The following is a 19,815-nucleotide window of genomic DNA, read 5'->3' on the forward strand; positions in this document are numbered from 1 at the left end:
CTCCCATAATTTTTATGGGGGTTTTTATTTTTTATAAAATTGATGTATAATTATATTGTGTTATTTACTAATCTATTTAAGAATTTATAGATTTTATTTTCTTAATTGAAATTTTTGGTAGGAGTTTATTATGGCGATAAAAGAGTTACTATTTAATCTTCTCAGAGCTAAAGGATTTGGCCAGAAGTCATTCCAAGAAATACATTTTAGTCCCTACTCACATTTTTTTACTGGTAGTCACGTTCCGGTGTTGGAATTAGAAAAAGAACTCCTAGAAAGAATTAAAGAGATATTTGAAACTGATATAGGCTACATTAACTTGCTACTGTACTTGGATAAACTAATAGATGGCAAGCGTAAAGCCATTGAAAGAGAATTGGAAAAGGAGTTTTAAATTATAATTTATATTTATTACTTCTTAATGTGCTAGATAAAATCAGTAAATTCTACTGTTTTATAGTATTTTAGTGAAATATTTAGTTTGATTAATGAATTGAATGAAAAAAATTGCTGCCCAGAGGGGTAGCAATTTTCAGTAATTTATATTTTTTATACCACACCTTGTGCAATCATAGCGTTTGCTACATTTTCAAAGGCAGCAATGTTAGCTCCTGCAAGGTAGTCAGTACCAAGACCGTATGTTTCAGCAGTTGTTTTAGCTGTATTAAAGATATTGGTCATAATATCTTTGAGACGTCCATCAACTTCTTCACGTGTCCATGAAAGGCGAAGGCTATTTTGGCTCATTTCAAGAGCTGAAACAGCTACACCACCAGCGTTAGCAGCTTTGGCAGGTCCGTAAAGGATTCCGTTTTCTTTGTAGACTTTAATCGCATCAAGGTCACTAGGCATGTTAGCACCTTCAGATACACAGATAACGCCTTGAGCAACCAAACGTTTAGCTGCTTCACCGTTGATTTCGTTTTGAGTCGCACATGGAAGAGCGATGTCGTAGTTACCAGCGTAAGTCCATACAGAACCTTCATGGTAAGTAGCAGTTGCTTTCTCAGCTGCATACTCAGTCAAACGAGCACGACGTTTTTCTTTAACATCAACCAAAAGATCGAAGTCAATACCATTTTCGTCGATGACATAACCGTTTGAGTCAGATACAGAGATGACAGTTGCACCAAGTTCAGTCGCTTTTTGAAGAGCGTATTGAGCTACGTTACCAGAACCTGAAATAACCACTTTCTTACCAGCAAAACTGTTACCATTAGCTTTGAGCATTTCTTCAGTGTAGTAAACCAAACCATAACCAGTTGCTTCTGGACGAATCAAGCTACCACCAAATCCAAGAGGTTTACCAGTCAAGACACCCGCATCAAATTGGTTAAGACGTTTGTATTGCCCGTAAAGGTAACCAATTTCTCGTCCACCAACACCGATATCACCAGCAGGTACATCAAGAGATGGTCCGATGTATTTTTGCAATTCAGTCATGAAGCTTTGGCAGAAGCGCATCACTTCAGCATCAGTCTTCCCTTTAGGATCGAAGTCTGATCCCCCTTTACCTCCACCGATTGGAAGTCCAGTCAAAACGTTTTTAAAGATTTGTTCGAAGCCGAGGAATTTCAAGATCCCTTGGTTTACAGTTGGGTGGAAACGAAGTCCGCCTTTATATGGTCCAACAGCTGAGTTGAATTGAACACGGTAACCACGGTTGACTTGGACTTTACCTTCACGGTCAACCCAAGGAACACGGAAAGAAATCACGCGCTCAGGCTCAGTGATACGTGCCAAGATGTTTTCTTCGATATACTCAGGGTGTTTTTCAAAGACAGGCTCCAAGGTACTGAAGAATTCCTCAACCGCCTGGAGAAATTCAGCCTCATGCCCGTTACGAGCTTTCACAGTTGCAAACACGCTTTGGATATAGTCTTTAGCAGATGTCATATCGTTCTCCTTTTTGTTGTTATATTTTATTACATGAGCCATTATAGCAGAAATTTTTTTGAGTGTAAAGAAAAAAACAGAAATTTTCTAAAAATTCTTTCAATTTACAAAACCGAACGTTTTAGATAGAAATTAGTTTCTCAAAGAGAAAATTTGAAAGTATGGTATAATATTAGAAATAAAAGGAATCTGGAGGATCAGAATCATGGTATCAACGAAAACACAAATAGCTGGCTTTGAGTTTGACAATTGCTTGATGAATGCAGCGGGTGTGGCTTGTATGACGATAGAGGAGCTAGAAGAGGTTAAAAACTCAGCGGCGGGTACTTTTGTTACGAAGACTGCGACCTTGGACTTTCGTCAGGGAAATCCTGAACCACGTTACCAGGATGTTCCACTTGGTTCTATCAACTCCATGGGCTTGCCAAATAATGGCTTAGACTACTATCTGGACTATCTTTTGGACTTACAGGAAAAAGAGCCAAACCGTACTTTCTTCCTATCTCTAGTCGGCATGTCTCCAGAAGAAACACATGCCATCTTGAAAAAAGTTCAAGAGAGTGAATTCAAAGGACTGACAGAGCTTAATCTGTCTTGTCCAAATGTTCCAGGAAAACCTCAAATTGCCTATGATTTTGAGACAACAGACCGGATTTTGTCAGAGGTATTTGCCTACTTTACCAAACCTCTTGGGATCAAATTACCACCATATTTTGATATTGTTCACTTTGATCAAGCGGCAGCTATTTTCAACAAATATCCGCTCAAGTTTGTTAACTGTGTTAACTCTATCGGAAACGGCCTTTATATAGAAGGCGAGTCGGTCGTGATTCGTCCTAAAAATGGTTTTGGTGGCATTGGTGGGGAGTATATCAAACCAACTGCTCTAGCTAATGTCCATGCTTTCTATCAACGCTTAAATCCGCAAATCAAAATCATCGGAACGGGTGGCGTTCTGACGGGTCGTGATGCCTTTGAACACATCCTTTGCGGTGCTAGTATGGTGCAAGTAGGAACGACGCTCCACAAGGAAGGCGTCGGTGTTTTTGAGCGCATTACCAAAGAACTAAAAGCAATCATGGCAGAAAAAGGTTATGAGAACCTAGAAGATTTCCGTGGGAAATTGCGCTATATTGATTAAGTTTAATAAAAAATCAGAAGAAAGGAGAGAAGATGCTAGCCATTGAAGACAGTCAGAAGTTGACTTTATCAAATCTATCTAGCTTGAACCTATTTACAGGGACAGATCAGGGTCAGTTTGAAGTTATGAAGAGTCAAGTGTTGAAGCAGATTGGTTATGATCCAGCTGATCTCAATTTTGCTTACTTTGATATGAAAGAAGTAGCCTATAAAGACTTAGAGTTGGAGTTGGTCAGTCTCCCTTTCTTTGCTGATGAGAAAATCGTGATATTAGACCATTTTGTCGATATTACAACTGCCAAGAAACGTTTTTTAACAGATGATGAGCTCAAGTCGTTTGAAGAATACCTTGATAACCCTTCGCCAACAACAAAATTATTGATTTTTGCAGAAGGAAAGTTAGATAGTAAAAGACGGCTGGTCAAATTGCTCAAACGAGATGCGACTGTCTTTGATGCTATTGAACCCAAGGAACAAGAACTTCGCCAGTATTTCCAAAAATGGAGTCAGACACAAGGTCTGCAGTTTGTGGGGCAATCCTTTGAAAATCTACTCATCAAGTCTGGTTTTCAGTTTAGCGAAATCCAGAAAAATCTCCTCTTCTTACAGTCTTATAAGTCAGGCGATGTGATTGAGGAAAAGGATATTATCGAAGCCATTCCAAAGACTTTGCAAGACAATATTTTTGATTTGACTCAGTTTATTATAGCTAAGAAGATTGACCTGGCCCGTGAACTGGTTAGAGACTTGACCTTGCAAGGGGAGGATGAGATCAAGCTCATAGCGGTCATGTTAGGACAGTTTCGTACCTTTACCCAAGTGAAGATTTTATCAGAGACTGGTCAGACGGAATCGCAGATTGCAAGCAGTCTGGGAACTTATTTGGGGCGAAATCCTAATCCTTATCAAATCAAGTTTGCATTGAGAGATTCGAGAGGGATTTCCTTAGATTTTCTCAAGCGAGCGATTTCTTATTTGATTGAAACAGACTATCAGATTAAGACAGGTATCTATGAAAAAGGTTACTTGTTTGAAAAGGCGCTCTTGCAGATTGCGACAGAGGCAAATTGAGCAAAAAACTTGAAAAAAGAGGATGATTGCGTTATCATTTTCATATAGAAAGAAAAAGAGGTATTACAGATGGCTATTATCTTACCAGACCTTCCATACGCATACGACGCTTTGGAACCATACATCGATGCTGAAACAATGCACTTGCACCATGACAAGCACCATCAAGCCTACGTCAACAATGCGAATGCTGCTCTTGAAAAACACCCTGAAATCGGTGAAGACCTTGAAGCTTTGCTTGCTGATGTAGAATCTATCCCAGCTGATATCCGCCAAGCGCTTATCAACAATGGTGGTGGACACTTGAACCACGCTCTTTTCTGGGAATTGATGACTCCTGAGAAAACTGCTCCATCAGCAGAACTTGCAGCAGCAATCGATGCAACATTTGGTTCATTTGAAGAGTTCCAAGCAGCCTTTACAGCAGCAGCTACAACTCGCTTCGGTTCTGGATGGGTATGGTTGGTTGTCAACAAAGAAGGGAAGCTTGAAGTGACTTCAACAGCAAACCAAGACACACCAATCTCAGAAGGTAAAAAACCAATCTTGGGCTTGGACGTTTGGGAACATGCTTACTACGTGAAATACCGCAACGTGCGTCCTGACTACATCAAAGCTTTCTTCTCAGTGATTAACTGGAACAAGGTAGACGAGCTTTACGCAGCAGCTAAATAATAAAATATGGAGGGAAGAATTGTTCTTCTCTTTTTAAGGTTATAAAGCAGCAGTCTGACAGAATCGTCAGACTTTTTTCATTTTCAGGATATTCGTGCCAACTTGTAGAAAATATGGTAAAATAGAGTGTTAAGTAATCATGGAAAAGGAAGACTATGCGTAAAGAAATTGCACCTGAATTATACAATTATAACAAGTTTCCTGGCCCAGAATTTCAGGTAAATGGGGATAAGGTTGAGACTGAAGGGATTGCTTTTACCTTGGTTGAAAATATCAAGGAGGCTTTCGATGTGACCGTCTTTAATCAGCGCTTCTCAGAAGTGTTGACCAAGTTTGATTATGTCGTGGGGGACTGGAGCAATGAACAGCTTCGCCTACGCGGTTTTTACAAAGACGATCGAACAGAGGAAAAAATTGAAAAAATCAGTCGCTTACAGGATTATCTTTTGGAGTATTGTAGTTATGGTTGTGCTTATTTTGTCTTAGAAAATCAAGCACCTAAGCGTGCGTCGTTTGACAAGAAAATGCGTAAAAAGGAAGAGGAAAACCTTCCTAGAAGAGGAAAGAAACCTTCGCAAAACAAGAGAAAGCCAAATGCGGATAAGAGAAATAGACGTCGTCATAAGGACCAAAAGTCTCAGAAAGAGGACAAGGGACAGCGCCATTTTGTCATTCGTCAGAAATAGATAGAGAATAAGGAGAAGAGATGAAACCGTCTATTTATAGTTTAACACGTCAAGCCATGCAAGAATGGGTATTAGAACAAGGAGAAAAGAAATTCCGAGCAGATCAGATCTGGGAATGGCTTTACCGTAAACGTGTCCAGTCATTTGAAGAAATGACTAACCTTTCCAAGGGTTTGATTGCCAAGCTCAATGAGCAGTTTGTCGTAAATCCTTTGAAACAACGAATTGTACAAGAGTCAGCTGACGGTACTGTTAAGTATCTTTTTGAGTTGCCAGATGGCATGTTGATTGAGACTGTGTTGATGCGTCAACACTACGGTTTGTCAGTCTGTGTGACCACTCAGGTCGGTTGTAATATCGGTTGTACCTTCTGTGCATCAGGCTTGATCAAGAAGCAACGTGATCTTAATAACGGTGAAATCGTAGCGCAGATCATGTTGGTTCAGAAATACTTTGATGAGCGTGGTCAGGACGAGCGTGTTAGTCATATCGTAGTCATGGGAATTGGTGAACCGTTTGATAATTACAACAATGTTTTGAATTTCGTCCGTACTATCAATGATGACAAGGGGATGGCAATCGGTGCTCGTCACATCACGGTTTCAACCTCAGGTTTGGCCCACAAAATTCGTGACTTTGCTAATGAAGGCGTACAGGTCAATCTCGCTGTTTCCCTTCACGCACCTAATAATGAATTGCGCTCAAGCATCATGAAGATCAACCGTGCCTTTCCGATTGAAAAACTCTTTGCAGCTATTGAGTATTATATCGAAACAACAAATCGTCGTGTGACCTTTGAATACATCATGCTCAATGAAGTCAACGACGGAGTAGAACAAGCCTTGGAGCTGGCGGAATTGCTCAAAAATATCAAGAAATTGTCTTATGTAAACTTGATTCCCTATAACCCAGTTAGTGAACATGACCAATATAGCCGTAGTCCTAAAGAGCGCGTGATGGCCTTCTACGATACCCTCAAGAAAAAAGGGGTCAACTGTGTTGTTCGTCAAGAACATGGTACTGATATTGATGCAGCTTGTGGACAATTACGCTCCAATACAATGAAACGTGACCGCCAGAAGGCAGTCGCAGCGGTAAATCCATAAAATGACTAAAAAAAGAGAATTAATCTTAAGATTGGGAGTGGCTGTTTATAGCCTATGCATTGTCTGTTTTTGCTTCACTCCCCAGCCTCAACTTCCTACAGGAGTGGAAACTCCAGGTATTCAAACTTTTGGACGCCTGGTTTTTCTTTTAACTCCCTTAAACTCACTTTGGAATCTGGGTGAAGTGACTAGTTTGGGACAAGTCATTTGGATCTTTTTGCAGAACATTTTAAATGTTTTCTTGCTCTTCCCTCTGGTTTTTCAACTACTCTATCTCTTGCCCTCTCTAAGAAAAACTAAAAGGGTTCTTCTTCTCAGTTTTATACTGAGCTTGGGAATCGAGTGCACACAACTAGTCTTAGACTTTTTCTTTGATTTTAATCGGGTATTTGAGATTGATGATTTATGGACCAATACCTTGGGAGGCTATCTGGCTTGGTTCCTCTATAAAGGACTGCATAAAAACAAGATAAGGAATTAAAATGAGTATTTTAGAAGTTAAAAATCTGAGTCACGGTTTTGGTGACCGTGCAATTTTTGAAGATGTGTCCTTCCGTCTCCTCAAGGGAGAACACATCGGTCTTGTCGGTGCCAACGGTGAAGGAAAATCAACCTTTATGAGTATCGTGACTGGTAAAATGCTACCAGATGAAGGGAAGGTGGAGTGGTCTAAGTATGTGACTGCTGGCTATCTGGACCAGCACGCTGTGCTAAAAGAAGGCCAAACCGTGCGTGATGTCTTGCGGACAGCCTTTGATGAGCTTTTTAAAGCAGAAGCTCGTATCAATGACCTCTATATGGAAATGGCAGAAGAAGGAGCAGATATCGAAGCGCTGATGGAAGAAGTCGGGGAGCTCCAAGACCGTTTGGAGAGTCGTGATTTTTATACTTTAGATGCCAAGATTGATGAGGTAGCGCGTGCCCTCGGTGTGATGGACTTTGGCATGGATACAGACGTAACAGCCTTGTCAGGTGGACAAAGAACAAAGGTGCTTTTAGCTAAACTCCTCCTTGAAAAGCCAGATATCTTGTTACTGGACGAGCCAACTAACTATCTGGATGCTGAGCATATTGACTGGCTCAAACGCTATCTCCAAAACTATGAGAATGCCTTTGTTCTTATTTCGCATGATATTCCTTTCCTGAATGACGTAATCAATATCGTATATCATGTGGAAAATCAACAGTTGACGCGTTATTCTGGTGATTACTACCAGTTTCAAGAAGTTTATGCTATGAAGAAATCTCAGCTGGAGGCAGCCTACGAACGCCAACAGAAAGAGATTGCAGACCTCAAGGATTTCGTGGCTCGAAACAAAGCGCGTGTTGCAACGCGTAATATGGCCATGTCCCGTCAAAAGAAACTCGACAAGATGGATATTATCGAACTGCAAAGTGAGAAGCCAAAACCGTCCTTTGATTTCAAACCAGCTCGTACACCTGGGCGCTTTATCTTCCAAGCCAAGGACTTGCAGATTGGTTATGACCGTCCCCTTACCAAACCCTTAAACCTCACCTTTGAACGCAATCAAAAGGTTGCTATTATCGGGGCCAATGGTATTGGGAAAACAACCCTCTTGAAGTCTCTCTTGGGTATTATTCCACCAATCGCTGGAGAAGTCGAACGCGGTGACTACCTAGAACTTGGTTACTTTGAACAGGAAGTAGAAGGTGGAAATCGCCAAACTCCTCTTGAGGCTGTATGGAATGCCTTTCCTGCACTTAACCAAGCAGAAGTCCGTGCGGCCCTTGCTCGTTGTGGCTTGACAACTAAACATATCGAAAGTCAGATTCAAGTCTTGTCAGGTGGGGAACAAGCCAAGGTTCGTTTCTGTCTCTTGATGAATCGTGAAAACAACGTTTTAGTGCTGGATGAGCCGACCAACCATTTGGATGTAGATGCCAAGGATGAACTCAAACGGGCGCTTAAAGAATACAAGGGATCTATCCTTATGGTCTGCCACGAACCAGACTTTTATGAAGGTTGGATGGACCAAATTTGGGACTTTAACAAGCTAACTTAAAAATGAGGGAAAAAGAAATACAGTATCGAATGCGGATACTGTATTTTTTAGGTTATTTAGGATTTAAAATCGTAATCCTTCACTACTTCGATACTATCAATGGTGATAGCAGAAGTCGGTTTGTCTTTCTCATCTTTTTCAGCTTTGGCAATCTTGTCAACAACATCCATACCATCGATGACTTGACCAAAGACAGGGTGTTTGCCGTCTAGACTTGGATTTCCACCTTCTTTATAGGCTTCGATGATTTTCTTTGGATACTTGCTTGTAGGGAGTTTAGCTGAAATATCTGTCGAGTTTTGGTTGATGAAGAACTGGCTACCGTTGGTGTTTGGTTGACCAGTATTAGCCATAGCAAGGGCTCCGCGGATATTGTATAGGTATGGAGAGATTTCATTTTTGAAACCAGTTCCCTTGTCCTTTGTTTTATCCTTATCATGCCAGATAGATTGGCCCCCTGTACCATCTCCCTTAGGATCTCCAGTTTGGACCATAAAGCCATCGATGACACGGTGGAAGGTGATGCCGTTATAGTAGCCTTCTTTGGCGTGAGTAAGGAAGTTTTCAACGGCTAGAGGAGCGAGTTTAGGGAAGAGTTTAATACGAATATCATCCTGACTTGTGTGGAGAACCACTTCGGCTTCATCTTCAGCAACTTCCTTAGAAAGTTGAGGGAAGTTGGCATTTTCATTGGTTAAAGCGTCATTCAAATCTTTGGCAGCCTGAGCAGCTGCTTTAGAACTTTCTTCAGCTGAGATACTAGAGTCAACATAGTCATCGCCACGGAGACCACGTTGGATACTAGTACATCCAGCAAGGGCTATAGTTGATAGTAAAAGAAGGGTTGCTAGTTTTTTCATTGTTTTCCTCTCAAAAATTCATTTCTATCATTGTACCTTAAAAGTAAGGGGATTTCAAATATTAGTGACAAGGTAGTTTAAGAGGAAGCCGACCAGAAAGTCGCTTGCTTAGAGATTTTTCTTTGGATGACGGTCGATAATGTCCTGGTACTGTTCCAGTATCTGCTCTCCCTTTGGAGTCAATTTGTAACCACGAATTGAAAAGTAACTTGCTAATTCTTCTCCTGAAAAGTTGTCACGAAGGGATTGGTCCAAATCTGGAGCCTTCATCTTAGAAAGTACTGTAACTCTCCTTACTTTTGAGGATATTCTCTTTCATAGTGGTATTTAGATGATCAAGCGAGTCAAAGACAGTTTCGACAAGAGCATAGCCTTTTTCAACAGGTATTTCTAAATTTTTTGGGGCATCAATGCTATAAGTTTACTTGAAGTATTTAGAAAACCAGTTCTTAAGAAAGCTCGTAAAGAATCACAATTAGTAAACGTTAATTCGAAAGAATTACTATGTTTTAAAAGAGCACATTTTAAACGGATTTTTTCTTTCGGCTTCAATTCCTAATTAATCAATGAACTTAATACTAGGTCTCGAAAAGAATTATGCTTCCTCTTTCTGTCTGAGTTCAAAGAGGTCTTCTACTTTCAGATTAAAAACTTGAGCAATTTTAAGAGCCATTTCCAGCGAAGGATTGTAACGATTATTTTCCAAGTGCAGAATTGTCTCGCGTCGCATGCCAATGAGGTCAGCTAACTCCTGCTGGGTCATGCCTGTGGACTCACGAACAGATTTGAGATTAGTAATAATCTTGCTTTCTTTGGTCATGCTTATCCTATCCGTTCTAAGATAAGATAGACAACCGCAAAGATGCAAATCAAGACAGCTATGCTAATAAAGATCTGGCCTATGTAAAGAGTGAGAGACCCCATATACCCAATGATAACTGCTAGGATCATCAGTGCGCCTAGTATAAAAACAAACATCAAGCTAGCTGCCTTGGCTAAATTAGCATAAAAGCGTTCGTCCGGAGTTTCCTTGACATTTTTCAAACAGAAAAAACCAAATACAATCACTTCAATAACGAGGCCAATTCCCAAAATCCATTCTTTAATACCAGAACTTTCGCTTGGGGTCGCAACCCAAATCCCTACTGTATAAAAAATGCTTGCTGCAAACAAAAGTATCGTGTAAAGCTTAGCAGACAAGTCAAAAATAGTCTTTCCTTTACCTTTCTGACTCTTATGAGGCCATGGTTTCATATGTAGCCAGCCCCAAATAGCTACAATCTGACCTAACACTGAAATACCAGCAATAATTAACTTGGGTCCCCAACTAAGATTAGAACCAAATAAAACAGTAAAATCAATAAAGAGAGCTGCGGAAATCATTGTAATGAGGCCACCCGTTTTTTGACTTTTTTTCATGATAGACTCCTTTCCTTATGTTAGAAATATTTAACAATCTTTATGTTATAAATATATCACACTTAAATTTAGAAATCAAGAATTTATGTGCCAAGGTGCAATTATTTGAAAAAATTTTTTAATGAAAGCCTTCGCTAGTCAAACAACTAAAGAATTCTTTGAAGTAATGCATCGGATTTGGTTTGGATAGTTTCGTTAATAATATTTGAAGATTAAGAATTTTTGAAAAATCTAGATACTGTATGAATCTCTACTTTTTTTCTTAGACTGTTATAAAGTCTGTCAGAATAAGCTTTGTAGGTGTAGAAGTTAATTTTTACAGAACTAAATTATTCCCCTATTTAGAATCTATCAATTCATATTTTATAAATTAATTAGTAGATATCGTTCTTAAAATCCTTGATATTTCGCTTGGGAACAGGCTTGGAATTTAGGAGCCAAGCATCCAAATCACGTTCAGGAGAGATGAAGGGTTTGACTTGATGGTCTTTATAAAATGTTTCTAAAATAGTATTTATGACATTCTCTTTCTGATTTTTCTTTAAAAATATAACAAATTTCTAAATGGTTTAAAAATTTTAAAGTCTGTCAAGTTTTTTTCTTGACACCTGTCAAAAATCTGCTATAATAGAACATGTGCTAAATAGCTCAGCTATTTCACCGAAATAAAAAATAAGAAAAGAGACATTAAAAAATGGCAGTTAAAATCCGTTTGACTCGTATGGGTTCTAAGAAAAAACCTTTCTACCGTATCAACGTAGCAGACTCACGTTCACCACGTGACGGACGTTTCATCGAAACAGTTGGAACTTACAACCCACTTGTTGCTGAAAACCAAGTGACTTTGAAAGAAGACCGCGTTCTTGCATGGTTGGCTGATGGAGCTCAACCTTCAGATACAGTTCGCAACATCCTTTCAAAAGAAGGCGTATTGAAAAAATTCCACGATTCTAAATTCTCAAAATAAGTTTAAAGTAGGTTGACAGATGGATACGATTGAAAATCTCATTATTGCGATTGTGAAACCTTTGATTTCACAACCAGATGCCTTAACTATCAAGATTGAAGATACACCAGAATTTTTGGAGTATCACTTGGATCTTGACCAGAGCGATGTCGGTCGTGTTATCGGTCGTAAGGGTCGCACTATCTCAGCGATAAGAACGATTGTCTACTCTGTCCCAACTGAAGACAAAAAAGTAAGAATCGTTATCAATGAAAAATAAAAAAAAGCGGGACAGATGTCTCGCTTTTTTTGTGGAGAGCAGAAGATGAAAGATTTAACGTTTAGACAATTACAAGATTATTTACTCGAACATTACCAGCAATCTCGAACTGAGGAAGGCCTCTTTATCAAGCTAGTGGAGGAAGTCGGAGAAGTAGCCGAGGTCTTGAATGGGCGCTCTGGTCGAAAAGAGGGCGTTCAGAACTCAAACGACGAACTAGCCAAAGAACTAGCTGATATTATTCACTACACTGTCGCAATTGCGGCCATCAACCATATTGATCTAACCAAAGCCATCTTTGACAAAGATAAGAAGGCTGCTATTAAGTACCAACATGAACGTGATTTAGAAAAGTTTTTAGACGCTCAAAGCTAATTGCAGTCACTGTTCTTCAACTTGTGAAAATCTTTGGAACGTGATAAAATAAAGGATAAGGATTTTTAATAATTCATTATATAGAACGAGTGGATTTCTTTATGAAGAGGTTTGAAGTAACTACAAAAATTGGCAGTCTCTTTGTTACTTATAAAAAGAAAAAGAAAGTGCTTGTTTGTTTAAATGGCGCAGGTTTGCTACCAAGTTATGAAAATTTTTCACTTATACTTGAAAAACTTCCTTCCACAATTGGTTATTTGACAATTGATTTTCCAAACACAGGTAGGAGTCCGATTCATGACCAATCTAGAAAAAATCTGGACAATCTTGTAGACGCGGTTTATGAAGTACTTGAAGAATTGGCGATTTATGAATATATACTTTGTGTACATAGTTTGAGTGGAATTTTAGCTTGCAAATTGATGAACAAATCAATTAAGTGTCAGGCTTTAGTAGCAATTGAACCAACAACTAAAAAAGTAATGTTTTCTGATTTTTCAGAAAATCCTTATCCAGAAATGGAAGAGCAGATGAGACTGATTGAAGAGTGTGGCCCCGAAGTTTATTTTAAGAACATAACTCAAGCAGCATTTAGCTCTGAAACTAATGAAGAAATCTGGGATTTAGTGCAAGAAAAAGATTCAGAGTTGGAAAGACAAGTTCCAGAATTTCATATATATTGTGAGATTACTGAGAAAGATTTTGAGAATGTATCTATAGAAGCTCATATTCCCGTTTTTATTTTTTGCCAGGCTTATAGAGAAAAAGAGTACAGAGAGTCAGAATATTGGACTTCCAATACTAAACTCATTTTAGGAGGGAATCACCATTATTTACAATGGTCTGAATCAGAAAAAATTGCGACTATTATTCGAGAATTGTCAGAATAAGATGGAAAGAAGGAGAATACAGGAGACAAGATGAACTACTTTAATGTTGGGAAAATCGTCAATACACAAGGTTTACAGGGTGAGATGCGTGTCTTGTCTGTGACGGATTTTGCAGAAGAACGATTTAAAAAGGGGACAGAGCTGGCCTTGTTTGATGAAAAAGATCAGTTTGTCCAAACAGTGATCATCGCTAGCCACCGTAAGCATAAGAATTTTGACATTATCAAATTCAAAGACATGTACCATATCAATGCGATTGAAAAGTACAAGGGTTATAGTCTCAAGGTCGCTGAGGAAGATTTGAACGATTTAGATGATGGTGAATTCTATTATCACGAGATTATCGGTTTGGATGTTTACGAGGGAGATAACTTGATAGGAACTATCAAGGAAATCCTGCAACCAGGTGCCAATGATGTCTGGGTGGTCAAACGAAAAGGTAAGCGAGATTTGCTTCTACCTTACATACCCCCAGTAGTTCTCAATGTTGATATTCCAAACAAGCGGGTCGAAGTGGAAATCTTAGAAGGGTTAGACGATGAAGATTGATATTTTAACCCTCTTTCCAGAGATGTTTTCTCCGTTGGAACACTCGATCGTTGGAAAGGCTCGAGAAAAAGGGCTATTGGATATCCAGTATCATAATTTCAGAGAATACGCTGAAAAGGCCCGTCATGTTGACGATGAGCCCTACGGAGGCGGTCAGGGGATGTTGCTCCGAGCCCAACCCATTTTCGATGCCTTTGATGCTATTGAAAAGAAACATCCCCGCGTCATTCTTCTTGATCCTGCTGGGAAACAGTTCGATCAAGCTTACGCTGAGGATTTGGCTCAGGAAGAGGAACTGATCTTTATTTGTGGTCACTATGAAGGGTATGACGAGCGCATCAAGACCCTGGTAACCGATGAGATTTCCCTAGGAGACTATGTCTTGACTGGAGGAGAATTGGCGGCCATGACCATGATCGATGCGACCGTTCGCCTGATTCCTGAAGTGATTGGCAAGGAGTCTAGCCACCAAGATGACAGTTTTTCTTCGGGACTCCTCGAATATCCTCAGTACACACGTCCTTATGACTATCGTGGCATGGTGGTTCCAGATGTGCTCATGAGTGGACACCATGAAAAGATTCGTCAGTGGCGACTGTATGAGAGCCTAAAGAAAACCTACGAGCGCAGACCTGACTTGCTAGAAAACTATCAACTAACAGCTGAAGAAGAAAAAATGCTGGCTGAAATCAGAGAAAACAAAGAATAAAGGAGAACCTTATGCAAGTAATCAAACGTAATGGAGAAGTTGCAGACTTTGATCCAGATAAAATCTACCAAGCTGTTCTAAAAGCGGCTCAGACTGTTTATGTTTTGACAGATGACCTACGTCAAAACCTAGCTCAAGTCACTAAAAAAGTAGTCTTGGACTTGGAGGAAGCAAAAGTGGAACGTGCGACCATTAGTATGATCCAATCAATGGTTGAAAATCGTTTGTTGGGGGCAGGCTATATCACCATCGCAGAACACTACATTTCTTACCGCTTACAACGCGATTTGGAGAGAAGTGGTTACGGTGACCACATCGCAGTCCACCTACATTTTGAACAAATTCGTTAAGAAAAAGAGTGGGATGAAAAACATCTCACTCTTTCTTAAATCTATTTTTCTGAGCTCTCTGGACAGTAGATGGGACAAAGCGTAGCCTTTTGATGTCAGCGATTCGGATGATACGTGTTACATTTTTTGTAAAATTTTTGACAACAATCTGTTGACGGCTGCTATCATATTTGACGATATCACCAGTGAAGCTTGTTTCAGCTAGTATGACATGAACAGCAGTTTTTTTCTGGATGGCTTGTTCAATTGTAGCAATGAGGGAGTCGTTTTCAGAATAATCTCGTTCATCATGTCCACTGAGAAAGTCTTGTATCTTATCTAAGACATGCTTGAATGTATATCTCATAGGCTTCTCCCCTCTTATATAACCATATTATATAAAATTTTCCTAAAATCCACAAGATTTTACGAATAGACTATAGAAAGCATATCACATAAAGGAGTTAAAATGGCAGAATTTACATTTGAAATCGAAGAACACTTACTGACCTTGTCTGAAAATGAAAAAGGATGGACAAAAGAACTAAATCGAGTCAGCTTTAATGGCGCACCAGCAAAGTTTGATATTCGAACTTGGAGCCCTGATCATACCAAGATGGGAAAAGGAATCACCCTTACAAATGAAGAATTTCAAGTAATGGTGGATGCATTTAAAGGAAATCAATAAAAGGATATTGAGTTTTTGACTCAGTATCCTTTTTGGGTTAAATTGAGAAGTATGCTTGTCCCCTAAGTCGTTGTAATAGTGGACGACCAATGAAACTGATCGCTATGATCTTACCAAGATCAGGAAGGATAAAGGGAAGGACACCGACAGCAAGTGCTTTGTCAAGTGGCATACCAGCTAGGAAGTGGAGGCTGAGAATACCTCCGACAAAGACGAGGGAATCACCCAAGATGTTGGCTAGGAAAATGCGGATATGGCCACTATTTTGATGGATGAGATAAGATGTAAGTCCTGCATAGACAAGATCGAACCAGAGATAGCCTGCACTTGGACCAACTAAAACATGGAATCCTGCACCACCCCCTGCAAAGACTGGTAAACCAATGGCACCCAGCAGGAGATAGAGAGCTACAGATAGAACGGCTTCCCTAGGTTTAAAAACAGTTGCAATCAGACCGATCGCAAAGTTTTGCAGAGTGAAAGGTACAGGACCGATAGGGAGACTGATTTGTGCCAATACGGCGATGAGAGCAGCACCGATAGCAGGGATAGCATAGATATGAGCTTTTTTCAAAACTGTTAACCTCTTTTCAAAATCATAGTAACTATTATACTGATTCAGGAAGAAAAGTCAACCTATTTTTTATAAAAAGGTAACAATTTTGCAACAGCCGATTTTGCAAGTAAAAAGAGACCTCAAGAAGTCTCTTGCGATAACTAGCGCATGGTCACAAATTCTTCTGAGGAGGTTGGGTGGATAGCTACTGTAGAATCAAAGTCTGCCTTAGTAGCCCCCATCTTGATGGCAACAGCGAATCCTTGAATCATCTCATCCACTCCGTAACCAAGTCCGTGAAGTCCAACAACTTTTTCGTCAGCACCGGCGGTTATGAGTTTGAAGCGAGATTCTTGACGATGGTTCGTAACGGCAGAGTACATAGATGCAAAGCTTGACTTGTAGACTTTGATGTTATCTTGGCCGTATTCTTTGATAGCTTGATCCTCGGTCAAACCGACGGTTCCGATTGCTGGGTGGGAGAAGACAACAGTAGGGATAGTCGTGTAGTCCATCTTGGCATTTGTTTTGCCGTTGAAGAGGCGTTCAGATAGAGTCCGTCCTGCCTTGATAGCTACTGGGGTCAGTTCCTTCTCACCAGTAACGTCTCCAAGGGCGTAGATACCATCTACAACTGTATTTTGATACTCATCCACTTGGATAAATCCACGTTGGTTGAGTGTGACGCCAGCCTTTTCTAACTCAAGACCATCTACATTTGGACGGCGACCGGTAGCCCAGATAACTTGGCTGGCAGTGTGACTAGAACCGTCTTCAAAATGAATCGTAATGCCTTGCTCCGTTTCTTCGAGCTTGACGGGTACCTTATGTGTGTGTAAAGGTAGACCTGTCTTTTCCATTTCATTGACAAGTCCTTCAACGATGTAGCTGTCAAAAGTGCGTAAGGGACGATTGCGACGGACAAACAAATCCGTTTTTACTCCTAGCGCGTGGAGAACACCTGCTAGTTCAACCGCGATATAGCCAGCTCCAAGAATCGCAACGGATTCAGGAAGTTGCTCCCAAGCAAAGACATCGTCTGAGCTACCACCGAGTTCCGCTCCAGAAATAGTTGGGATGCTTGGACGAGCACCAGTCGCAATCACGATATGCTTGGCACGAATCAATTCACCATTAACGCTGACTGTGTGGGAATCAACGAAATGAGCACGACCTTCAATCAAATCAACACCGTTGCGCTTGAAACTTCCATCATAAGATGAGCGAGCGCGATTAATGTAGGCTTCACGATTTTGACGAAATTTAGCAAAATCAAATTGAACATCTGAACTTGTAAAACCATAGTCAGGGCCGTAGTGGTGGAAGCTTTCAGCGATTTGCGCTCCATACCACATGATTTTCTTAGGAACACAGCCAACGTTGACACAAGTTCCACCTAATTTTTTCTCTTCGATAACAGCTGCTTTAGCGCCGTGTTCACCAGCTCGGTTCATAGTGGCAATGCCGCCACTTCCTCCACCGATGGCGATGATATCATATTCTCTCATAGAAAACTCCTTATAGATTTGATAGTCATATTCTATCGTTTTTATTTTTTGAATGCAAAAATCTGCTACGCCCTAAAGAAATAGCAGAAATCACTTGCTAAATATAGAAATAAGGTGTATGATGTTACTAGTACAATTTCGCATAAATCAAATGGAAACAAGGCATGTTTCCTGAATTGTTCTCTTTTCTCTCTGAACAATCATTGTTTAGAGTAGGTAAATTTGCTATAATAGTCTTTGTATTGAAAATAAAATAGGAGTTTTGTGATGAAGGGGAATAAGAAAACTAAAAAATGGCAACTATACACAGCTATTGGTGCTGCAAGTATTATTATAATCAGTGCAGTGGGTATTTTGCTATTTAGACAGCCCTCTCAGGCTGCCGGTAAGGATGACACATCGCATCTCGTAGTCGCAAAGGAAGGAACAGTTGCCTCCTCTGTCCTTTTATCTGGTACCGTCACCGCAAAAAATGAACAATATGTTTATTTGGATGCAAGTAAGGGTGAGGTGGATGAAATCTTGGTTTCTGTTGGAGATAAGGTTGACAAAGGACAAGCGCTCGTAAAATACAACAGCACAGAAGCGCAGTCTGCTTATGATGCAGCTAACCGTGCCATAGCCAAGGCTAATCGTCGTATCAATGACTTGAAGGAATCACGAAACAACACTCTAGCTGATTCGGAAGAATATGATGATGGAGCACAGAGTTCTTCTGTCTCTTCCATTGATTCTCAGATTAGTGATGCTCGTGATAGTCGTGCTGATGCAGAGGCGCAACTTAAAAAGGCGCAGGCTCAATTGGACGCAACAAAGGTTCTGAGTACGCTAGAAGGTACAGTTGTAGAAGTTAATCGCAATGTATCGAAGTCTACAACTACTGCAAATCAAGTGATGGTTCATGTAGTAAGTAACGACAATCTACAAGTCAAGGGAGAACTTTCTGAGTACAATCTTGCCAATCTTTCTGTTGACCAAGAAGTGACCTTCTCTTCTAAAGTTTACCAAGATAAAACTTGGACAGGGAAGATCAGCTATATTTCAGCTTACCCTAAAAATAGTGGGGAAGGAACGAATGCTATAACTGGGGGGAATACTGGTTCTAAATATCCTTATACGATTGAAGTGACGAGTGAGATTGGTGATTTAAGACCAGGTTTCACCGTTAGTGTTGAGGTTAAAAGTGACAAGAAATCAATCCTCGTACCCTTAACCAGTGTCATTACTGAAGACGGGAAAAACTATGTTTGGGTGGTTGACGAAGAAAATAAGGCTAAGAAAATCGAAGTTAGCCTAGGAAATGCTGACGCAGAAAACCAAGAGATCACGTCTGGTTTGACAGACGGAACCAAAGTCATCAGTAATCCAACAACTTCCTTGGAAGAAGGAAAAGAGGTGAAGGCTGATGAAACAACTAATTAGTCTAAAAAACATCTGCCGGAGCTATCGAAATGGTGAACAGGAACTGCAGGTCTTGAAAAATATTAATTTAGAGATTGGCGAAGGGGAATTTGTTGCCATTATGGGACCATCTGGTTCGGGTAAATCTACTCTGATGAATACCATCGGAATGCTGGACACCCCAACTAGCGGCGAATATTATCTAGAAGGTCAAGAAGTGGCCCGTCTAGGTGAAAAGCAGTTGGCACAGGTACGTAACCAACAAATTGGTTTTGTCTTTCAACAGTTCTTTCTTTTGTCAAAGGTGGATGCTGTTCAAAATGTCGAGTTACCCTTGATTTATGCAGGAGTTCCAGCTGCCCAACGTCGCAAGTTGGCAGAGGAATATCTGAGTAAAGTAGAGTTGACTGATCGTATTCATCACCTTCCTTCGGAGTTGTCTGGCGGTCAAAAACAACGGGTGGCCATTGCGCGTGCTCTTGTTAACGATCCCTCAATCATCCTAGCTGATGAACCGACAGGCGCCTTGGATACGAAAACAGGAAGCCAAATCATGGAACTCTTGGTTGAGTTAAATGAAGAAGGCAAGACTATTATTATGGTAACGCACGAGCCCGAAATTGCAGCCTATGCAAAACGCCAAATTGTAATCCGTGATGGAGTTATTTCATCTGATAGCGCTCGTTTGGAAGGAAAGGAGAACTAAG

The 19,815-nt window shown here is 40.3% G+C and carries 25 protein-coding genes and 1 pseudogene; 18 read left to right on the forward strand and 8 right to left on the reverse strand.

Features of this window, described 5'->3' with window-relative positions; genetic code table 11:
* Window positions 1-139 precede the first annotated feature (139 nt).
* Window positions 140-394: pseudogene (locus D8852_RS08660) on the forward strand (glutamate dehydrogenase); the annotation flags it as partial.
* 155 nt (window positions 395-549) lie between these two features.
* Here D8852_RS08660 and gdhA read toward each other — a convergent pair.
* Entirely contained in the window at window positions 550-1,896 is a 1,347-nt protein-coding gene (gdhA, locus tag D8852_RS08665) for an NADP-specific glutamate dehydrogenase (RefSeq protein WP_125425595.1), read from the reverse strand.
* Window positions 1,897-2,101: 205 nt separating this feature from the next.
* Between gdhA and D8852_RS08670 the strand changes: the two genes are divergently transcribed.
* From D8852_RS08670 to D8852_RS08700, 7 genes are all read left to right on the forward strand, one after another.
* Complete coding sequence (locus tag D8852_RS08670) at window positions 2,102-3,037, forward strand: dihydroorotate oxidase (protein WP_125425597.1); 936 nt, start codon at window positions 2,102-2,104, stop codon at window positions 3,035-3,037.
* Window positions 3,038-3,069: 32 nt separating this feature from the next.
* Window positions 3,070-4,107, forward strand: coding sequence for a DNA polymerase III subunit delta (holA, locus tag D8852_RS08675; RefSeq protein ID WP_125425599.1), 1,038 nt, complete (start codon window positions 3,070-3,072; stop codon window positions 4,105-4,107).
* A 69-nt stretch (window positions 4,108-4,176) separates the two neighbouring features.
* On the forward strand, window positions 4,177-4,782 hold the full coding sequence (sodA, locus tag D8852_RS08680) for a superoxide dismutase SodA (protein ID WP_125425601.1): 606 nt from the start codon (window positions 4,177-4,179) through the stop codon (window positions 4,780-4,782).
* A gap of 155 nt (window positions 4,783-4,937) precedes the next feature.
* Window positions 4,938-5,468: a YutD family protein gene (locus tag D8852_RS08685; RefSeq protein ID WP_061406909.1), complete on the forward strand. Its 531-nt coding sequence runs from the start codon at window positions 4,938-4,940 to the stop codon at window positions 5,466-5,468.
* Between the two features lie 20 nt (window positions 5,469-5,488).
* On the forward strand, window positions 5,489-6,574 hold the full coding sequence (gene rlmN / locus D8852_RS08690; RefSeq protein ID WP_000804754.1) for a 23S rRNA (adenine(2503)-C(2))-methyltransferase RlmN: 1,086 nt from the start codon (window positions 5,489-5,491) through the stop codon (window positions 6,572-6,574).
* A 1-nt stretch (window position 6,575) separates the two neighbouring features.
* Entirely contained in the window at window positions 6,576-7,055 is a 480-nt protein-coding gene (locus D8852_RS08695) for a VanZ family protein (protein ID WP_125425603.1), read from the forward strand.
* A 1-nt stretch (window position 7,056) separates the two neighbouring features.
* Window positions 7,057-8,598: an ABC-F family ATP-binding cassette domain-containing protein gene (locus D8852_RS08700; protein WP_125425605.1), complete on the forward strand. Its 1,542-nt coding sequence runs from the start codon at window positions 7,057-7,059 to the stop codon at window positions 8,596-8,598.
* A gap of 56 nt (window positions 8,599-8,654) precedes the next feature.
* Here D8852_RS08700 and D8852_RS08705 read toward each other — a convergent pair whose 3' ends face one another.
* The 4 genes from D8852_RS08705 to D8852_RS08720 all read right to left on the reverse strand — a co-directional run bounded on the left by D8852_RS08705 (window position 8,655) and on the right by D8852_RS08720 (window position 10,877).
* Window positions 8,655-9,458, reverse strand: a complete 804-nt coding sequence (locus tag D8852_RS08705; RefSeq protein WP_125425607.1) for a peptidylprolyl isomerase — start codon at window positions 9,456-9,458, stop codon at window positions 8,655-8,657.
* 108 nt (window positions 9,459-9,566) lie between these two features.
* Window positions 9,567-9,728 carry a hypothetical protein gene (locus D8852_RS08710; protein WP_002883133.1) on the reverse strand — a complete coding sequence of 54 codons (162 nt, stop codon included), beginning with the start codon at window positions 9,726-9,728 and terminating at the stop codon, window positions 9,567-9,569.
* Window positions 9,729-10,053: 325 nt separating this feature from the next.
* Window positions 10,054-10,278: a helix-turn-helix transcriptional regulator gene (locus D8852_RS08715; protein ID WP_000159796.1), complete on the reverse strand. Its 225-nt coding sequence runs from the start codon at window positions 10,276-10,278 to the stop codon at window positions 10,054-10,056.
* 2 nt (window positions 10,279-10,280) lie between these two features.
* Window positions 10,281-10,877, reverse strand: a complete 597-nt coding sequence (locus tag D8852_RS08720; RefSeq protein ID WP_125425609.1) for a DUF3796 domain-containing protein — start codon at window positions 10,875-10,877, stop codon at window positions 10,281-10,283.
* A 694-nt stretch (window positions 10,878-11,571) separates the two neighbouring features.
* Between D8852_RS08720 and rpsP the strand changes: the two genes are divergently transcribed.
* From rpsP to D8852_RS08755, 7 genes are all read left to right on the forward strand, one after another.
* Window positions 11,572-11,844, forward strand: a complete 273-nt coding sequence (gene rpsP / locus D8852_RS08725) for a 30S ribosomal protein S16 (RefSeq protein WP_000268760.1) — start codon at window positions 11,572-11,574, stop codon at window positions 11,842-11,844.
* A gap of 19 nt (window positions 11,845-11,863) precedes the next feature.
* On the forward strand, window positions 11,864-12,103 hold the full coding sequence (gene kphA / locus D8852_RS08730) for an RNA-binding protein KphA (RefSeq protein WP_000379619.1): 240 nt from the start codon (window positions 11,864-11,866) through the stop codon (window positions 12,101-12,103).
* A gap of 45 nt (window positions 12,104-12,148) precedes the next feature.
* A complete protein-coding gene (locus D8852_RS08735) occupies window positions 12,149-12,478 on the forward strand; it encodes a MazG nucleotide pyrophosphohydrolase domain-containing protein (RefSeq protein WP_125425611.1) in 330 nt (109 codons plus the stop codon).
* 101 nt (window positions 12,479-12,579) lie between these two features.
* Window positions 12,580-13,368 (forward strand): alpha/beta hydrolase, encoded by a 789-nt coding sequence (locus tag D8852_RS08740; RefSeq protein ID WP_125425613.1) that lies wholly within the window; start codon window positions 12,580-12,582, stop codon window positions 13,366-13,368.
* Window positions 13,369-13,398: 30 nt separating this feature from the next.
* A complete protein-coding gene (gene rimM, locus D8852_RS08745; protein WP_125425615.1) occupies window positions 13,399-13,917 on the forward strand; it encodes a ribosome maturation factor RimM in 519 nt (172 codons plus the stop codon).
* Window positions 13,907-14,626 (forward strand): tRNA (guanosine(37)-N1)-methyltransferase TrmD, encoded by a 720-nt coding sequence (trmD, locus tag D8852_RS08750; protein WP_125425617.1) that lies wholly within the window; start codon window positions 13,907-13,909, stop codon window positions 14,624-14,626. Before rimM ends, trmD begins: the two co-directional genes overlap by 11 nt.
* An 11-nt stretch (window positions 14,627-14,637) precedes the next feature.
* On the forward strand, window positions 14,638-14,976 hold the full coding sequence (locus D8852_RS08755) for an ATP cone domain-containing protein (protein WP_001196053.1): 339 nt from the start codon (window positions 14,638-14,640) through the stop codon (window positions 14,974-14,976).
* A 25-nt stretch (window positions 14,977-15,001) separates the two neighbouring features.
* On the opposite strand, the gene D8852_RS08760 is transcribed toward D8852_RS08755, so the two are convergent.
* Entirely contained in the window at window positions 15,002-15,322 is a 321-nt protein-coding gene (locus D8852_RS08760) for a hypothetical protein (RefSeq protein WP_125425619.1), read from the reverse strand.
* A 102-nt stretch (window positions 15,323-15,424) separates the two neighbouring features.
* Here D8852_RS08760 and D8852_RS08765 point away from each other — a divergent pair, with 102 nt between their 5' ends.
* Window positions 15,425-15,643: a YdbC family protein gene (locus tag D8852_RS08765; RefSeq protein WP_000807436.1), complete on the forward strand. Its 219-nt coding sequence runs from the start codon at window positions 15,425-15,427 to the stop codon at window positions 15,641-15,643.
* A gap of 37 nt (window positions 15,644-15,680) precedes the next feature.
* Here the strand turns inward: D8852_RS08765 and D8852_RS08770 are convergent, their stop codons facing one another.
* Together D8852_RS08770 and gor are read right to left on the reverse strand one after the other, a co-directional pair.
* Window positions 15,681-16,217 (reverse strand): biotin transporter BioY, encoded by a 537-nt coding sequence (locus tag D8852_RS08770; RefSeq protein ID WP_125425620.1) that lies wholly within the window; start codon window positions 16,215-16,217, stop codon window positions 15,681-15,683.
* Window positions 16,218-16,360: 143 nt separating this feature from the next.
* Window positions 16,361-17,707 (reverse strand): glutathione-disulfide reductase, encoded by a 1,347-nt coding sequence (gene gor / locus D8852_RS08775; RefSeq protein ID WP_125425622.1) that lies wholly within the window; start codon window positions 17,705-17,707, stop codon window positions 16,361-16,363.
* A gap of 267 nt (window positions 17,708-17,974) precedes the next feature.
* Between gor and D8852_RS08780 the strand changes: the two genes are divergently transcribed.
* Window positions 17,975-19,129 carry an efflux RND transporter periplasmic adaptor subunit gene (locus tag D8852_RS08780; RefSeq protein ID WP_125425624.1) on the forward strand — a complete coding sequence of 385 codons (1,155 nt, stop codon included), beginning with the start codon at window positions 17,975-17,977 and terminating at the stop codon, window positions 19,127-19,129.
* Window positions 19,113-19,814 carry an ABC transporter ATP-binding protein gene (locus D8852_RS08785; protein WP_125425626.1) on the forward strand — a complete coding sequence of 234 codons (702 nt, stop codon included), beginning with the start codon at window positions 19,113-19,115 and terminating at the stop codon, window positions 19,812-19,814. Before D8852_RS08780 ends, D8852_RS08785 begins: the two co-directional genes overlap by 17 nt.
* Window position 19,815 lies beyond the last annotated feature (1 nt).

This window comes from Streptococcus mitis, assembly GCF_003942695.1.
Taxonomy (GTDB): domain Bacteria; phylum Bacillota; class Bacilli; order Lactobacillales; family Streptococcaceae; genus Streptococcus; species Streptococcus mitis_BD.

What these genes read in the sequence shown, in the direction of transcription:
- D8852_RS08705 (WP_125425607.1), bottom strand. Translation starts at nt 9,458, where the DNA reads ATGAAAAAACTAGCAACCCTTCTTTTACTATCAACTATAGCCCTTGCT.
- gor (WP_125425622.1), bottom strand. Translation starts at nt 17,707, where the DNA reads ATGAGAGAATATGATATCATCGCCATCGGTGGAGGAAGTGGCGGCATT.
- D8852_RS08755 (WP_001196053.1), top strand. Translation starts at nt 14,638, where the DNA reads ATGCAAGTAATCAAACGTAATGGAGAAGTTGCAGACTTTGATCCAGAT.
- gdhA (WP_125425595.1), bottom strand. Translation starts at nt 1,896, where the DNA reads ATGACATCTGCTAAAGACTATATCCAAAGCGTGTTTGCAACTGTGAAA.
- holA (WP_125425599.1), top strand. Translation starts at nt 3,070, where the DNA reads ATGCTAGCCATTGAAGACAGTCAGAAGTTGACTTTATCAAATCTATCT.
- kphA (WP_000379619.1), top strand. Translation starts at nt 11,864, where the DNA reads ATGGATACGATTGAAAATCTCATTATTGCGATTGTGAAACCTTTGATT.
- D8852_RS08780 (WP_125425624.1), top strand. Translation starts at nt 17,975, where the DNA reads ATGAAGGGGAATAAGAAAACTAAAAAATGGCAACTATACACAGCTATT.
- D8852_RS08685 (WP_061406909.1), top strand. Translation starts at nt 4,938, where the DNA reads ATGCGTAAAGAAATTGCACCTGAATTATACAATTATAACAAGTTTCCT.
- D8852_RS08735 (WP_125425611.1), top strand. Translation starts at nt 12,149, where the DNA reads ATGAAAGATTTAACGTTTAGACAATTACAAGATTATTTACTCGAACAT.
- D8852_RS08700 (WP_125425605.1), top strand. Translation starts at nt 7,057, where the DNA reads ATGAGTATTTTAGAAGTTAAAAATCTGAGTCACGGTTTTGGTGACCGT.
- D8852_RS08760 (WP_125425619.1), bottom strand. Translation starts at nt 15,322, where the DNA reads ATGAGATATACATTCAAGCATGTCTTAGATAAGATACAAGACTTTCTC.
- sodA (WP_125425601.1), top strand. Translation starts at nt 4,177, where the DNA reads ATGGCTATTATCTTACCAGACCTTCCATACGCATACGACGCTTTGGAA.
- D8852_RS08715 (WP_000159796.1), bottom strand. Translation starts at nt 10,278, where the DNA reads ATGACCAAAGAAAGCAAGATTATTACTAATCTCAAATCTGTTCGTGAG.
- D8852_RS08785 (WP_125425626.1), top strand. Translation starts at nt 19,113, where the DNA reads ATGAAACAACTAATTAGTCTAAAAAACATCTGCCGGAGCTATCGAAAT.
- rlmN (WP_000804754.1), top strand. Translation starts at nt 5,489, where the DNA reads ATGAAACCGTCTATTTATAGTTTAACACGTCAAGCCATGCAAGAATGG.
- D8852_RS08765 (WP_000807436.1), top strand. Translation starts at nt 15,425, where the DNA reads ATGGCAGAATTTACATTTGAAATCGAAGAACACTTACTGACCTTGTCT.
- D8852_RS08740 (WP_125425613.1), top strand. Translation starts at nt 12,580, where the DNA reads ATGAAGAGGTTTGAAGTAACTACAAAAATTGGCAGTCTCTTTGTTACT.
- trmD (WP_125425617.1), top strand. Translation starts at nt 13,907, where the DNA reads ATGAAGATTGATATTTTAACCCTCTTTCCAGAGATGTTTTCTCCGTTG.
- D8852_RS08710 (WP_002883133.1), bottom strand. Translation starts at nt 9,728, where the DNA reads ATGAAGGCTCCAGATTTGGACCAATCCCTTCGTGACAACTTTTCAGGA.
- D8852_RS08720 (WP_125425609.1), bottom strand. Translation starts at nt 10,877, where the DNA reads ATGAAAAAAAGTCAAAAAACGGGTGGCCTCATTACAATGATTTCCGCA.
- D8852_RS08695 (WP_125425603.1), top strand. Translation starts at nt 6,576, where the DNA reads ATGACTAAAAAAAGAGAATTAATCTTAAGATTGGGAGTGGCTGTTTAT.
- rpsP (WP_000268760.1), top strand. Translation starts at nt 11,572, where the DNA reads ATGGCAGTTAAAATCCGTTTGACTCGTATGGGTTCTAAGAAAAAACCT.
- D8852_RS08670 (WP_125425597.1), top strand. Translation starts at nt 2,102, where the DNA reads ATGGTATCAACGAAAACACAAATAGCTGGCTTTGAGTTTGACAATTGC.
- rimM (WP_125425615.1), top strand. Translation starts at nt 13,399, where the DNA reads ATGAACTACTTTAATGTTGGGAAAATCGTCAATACACAAGGTTTACAG.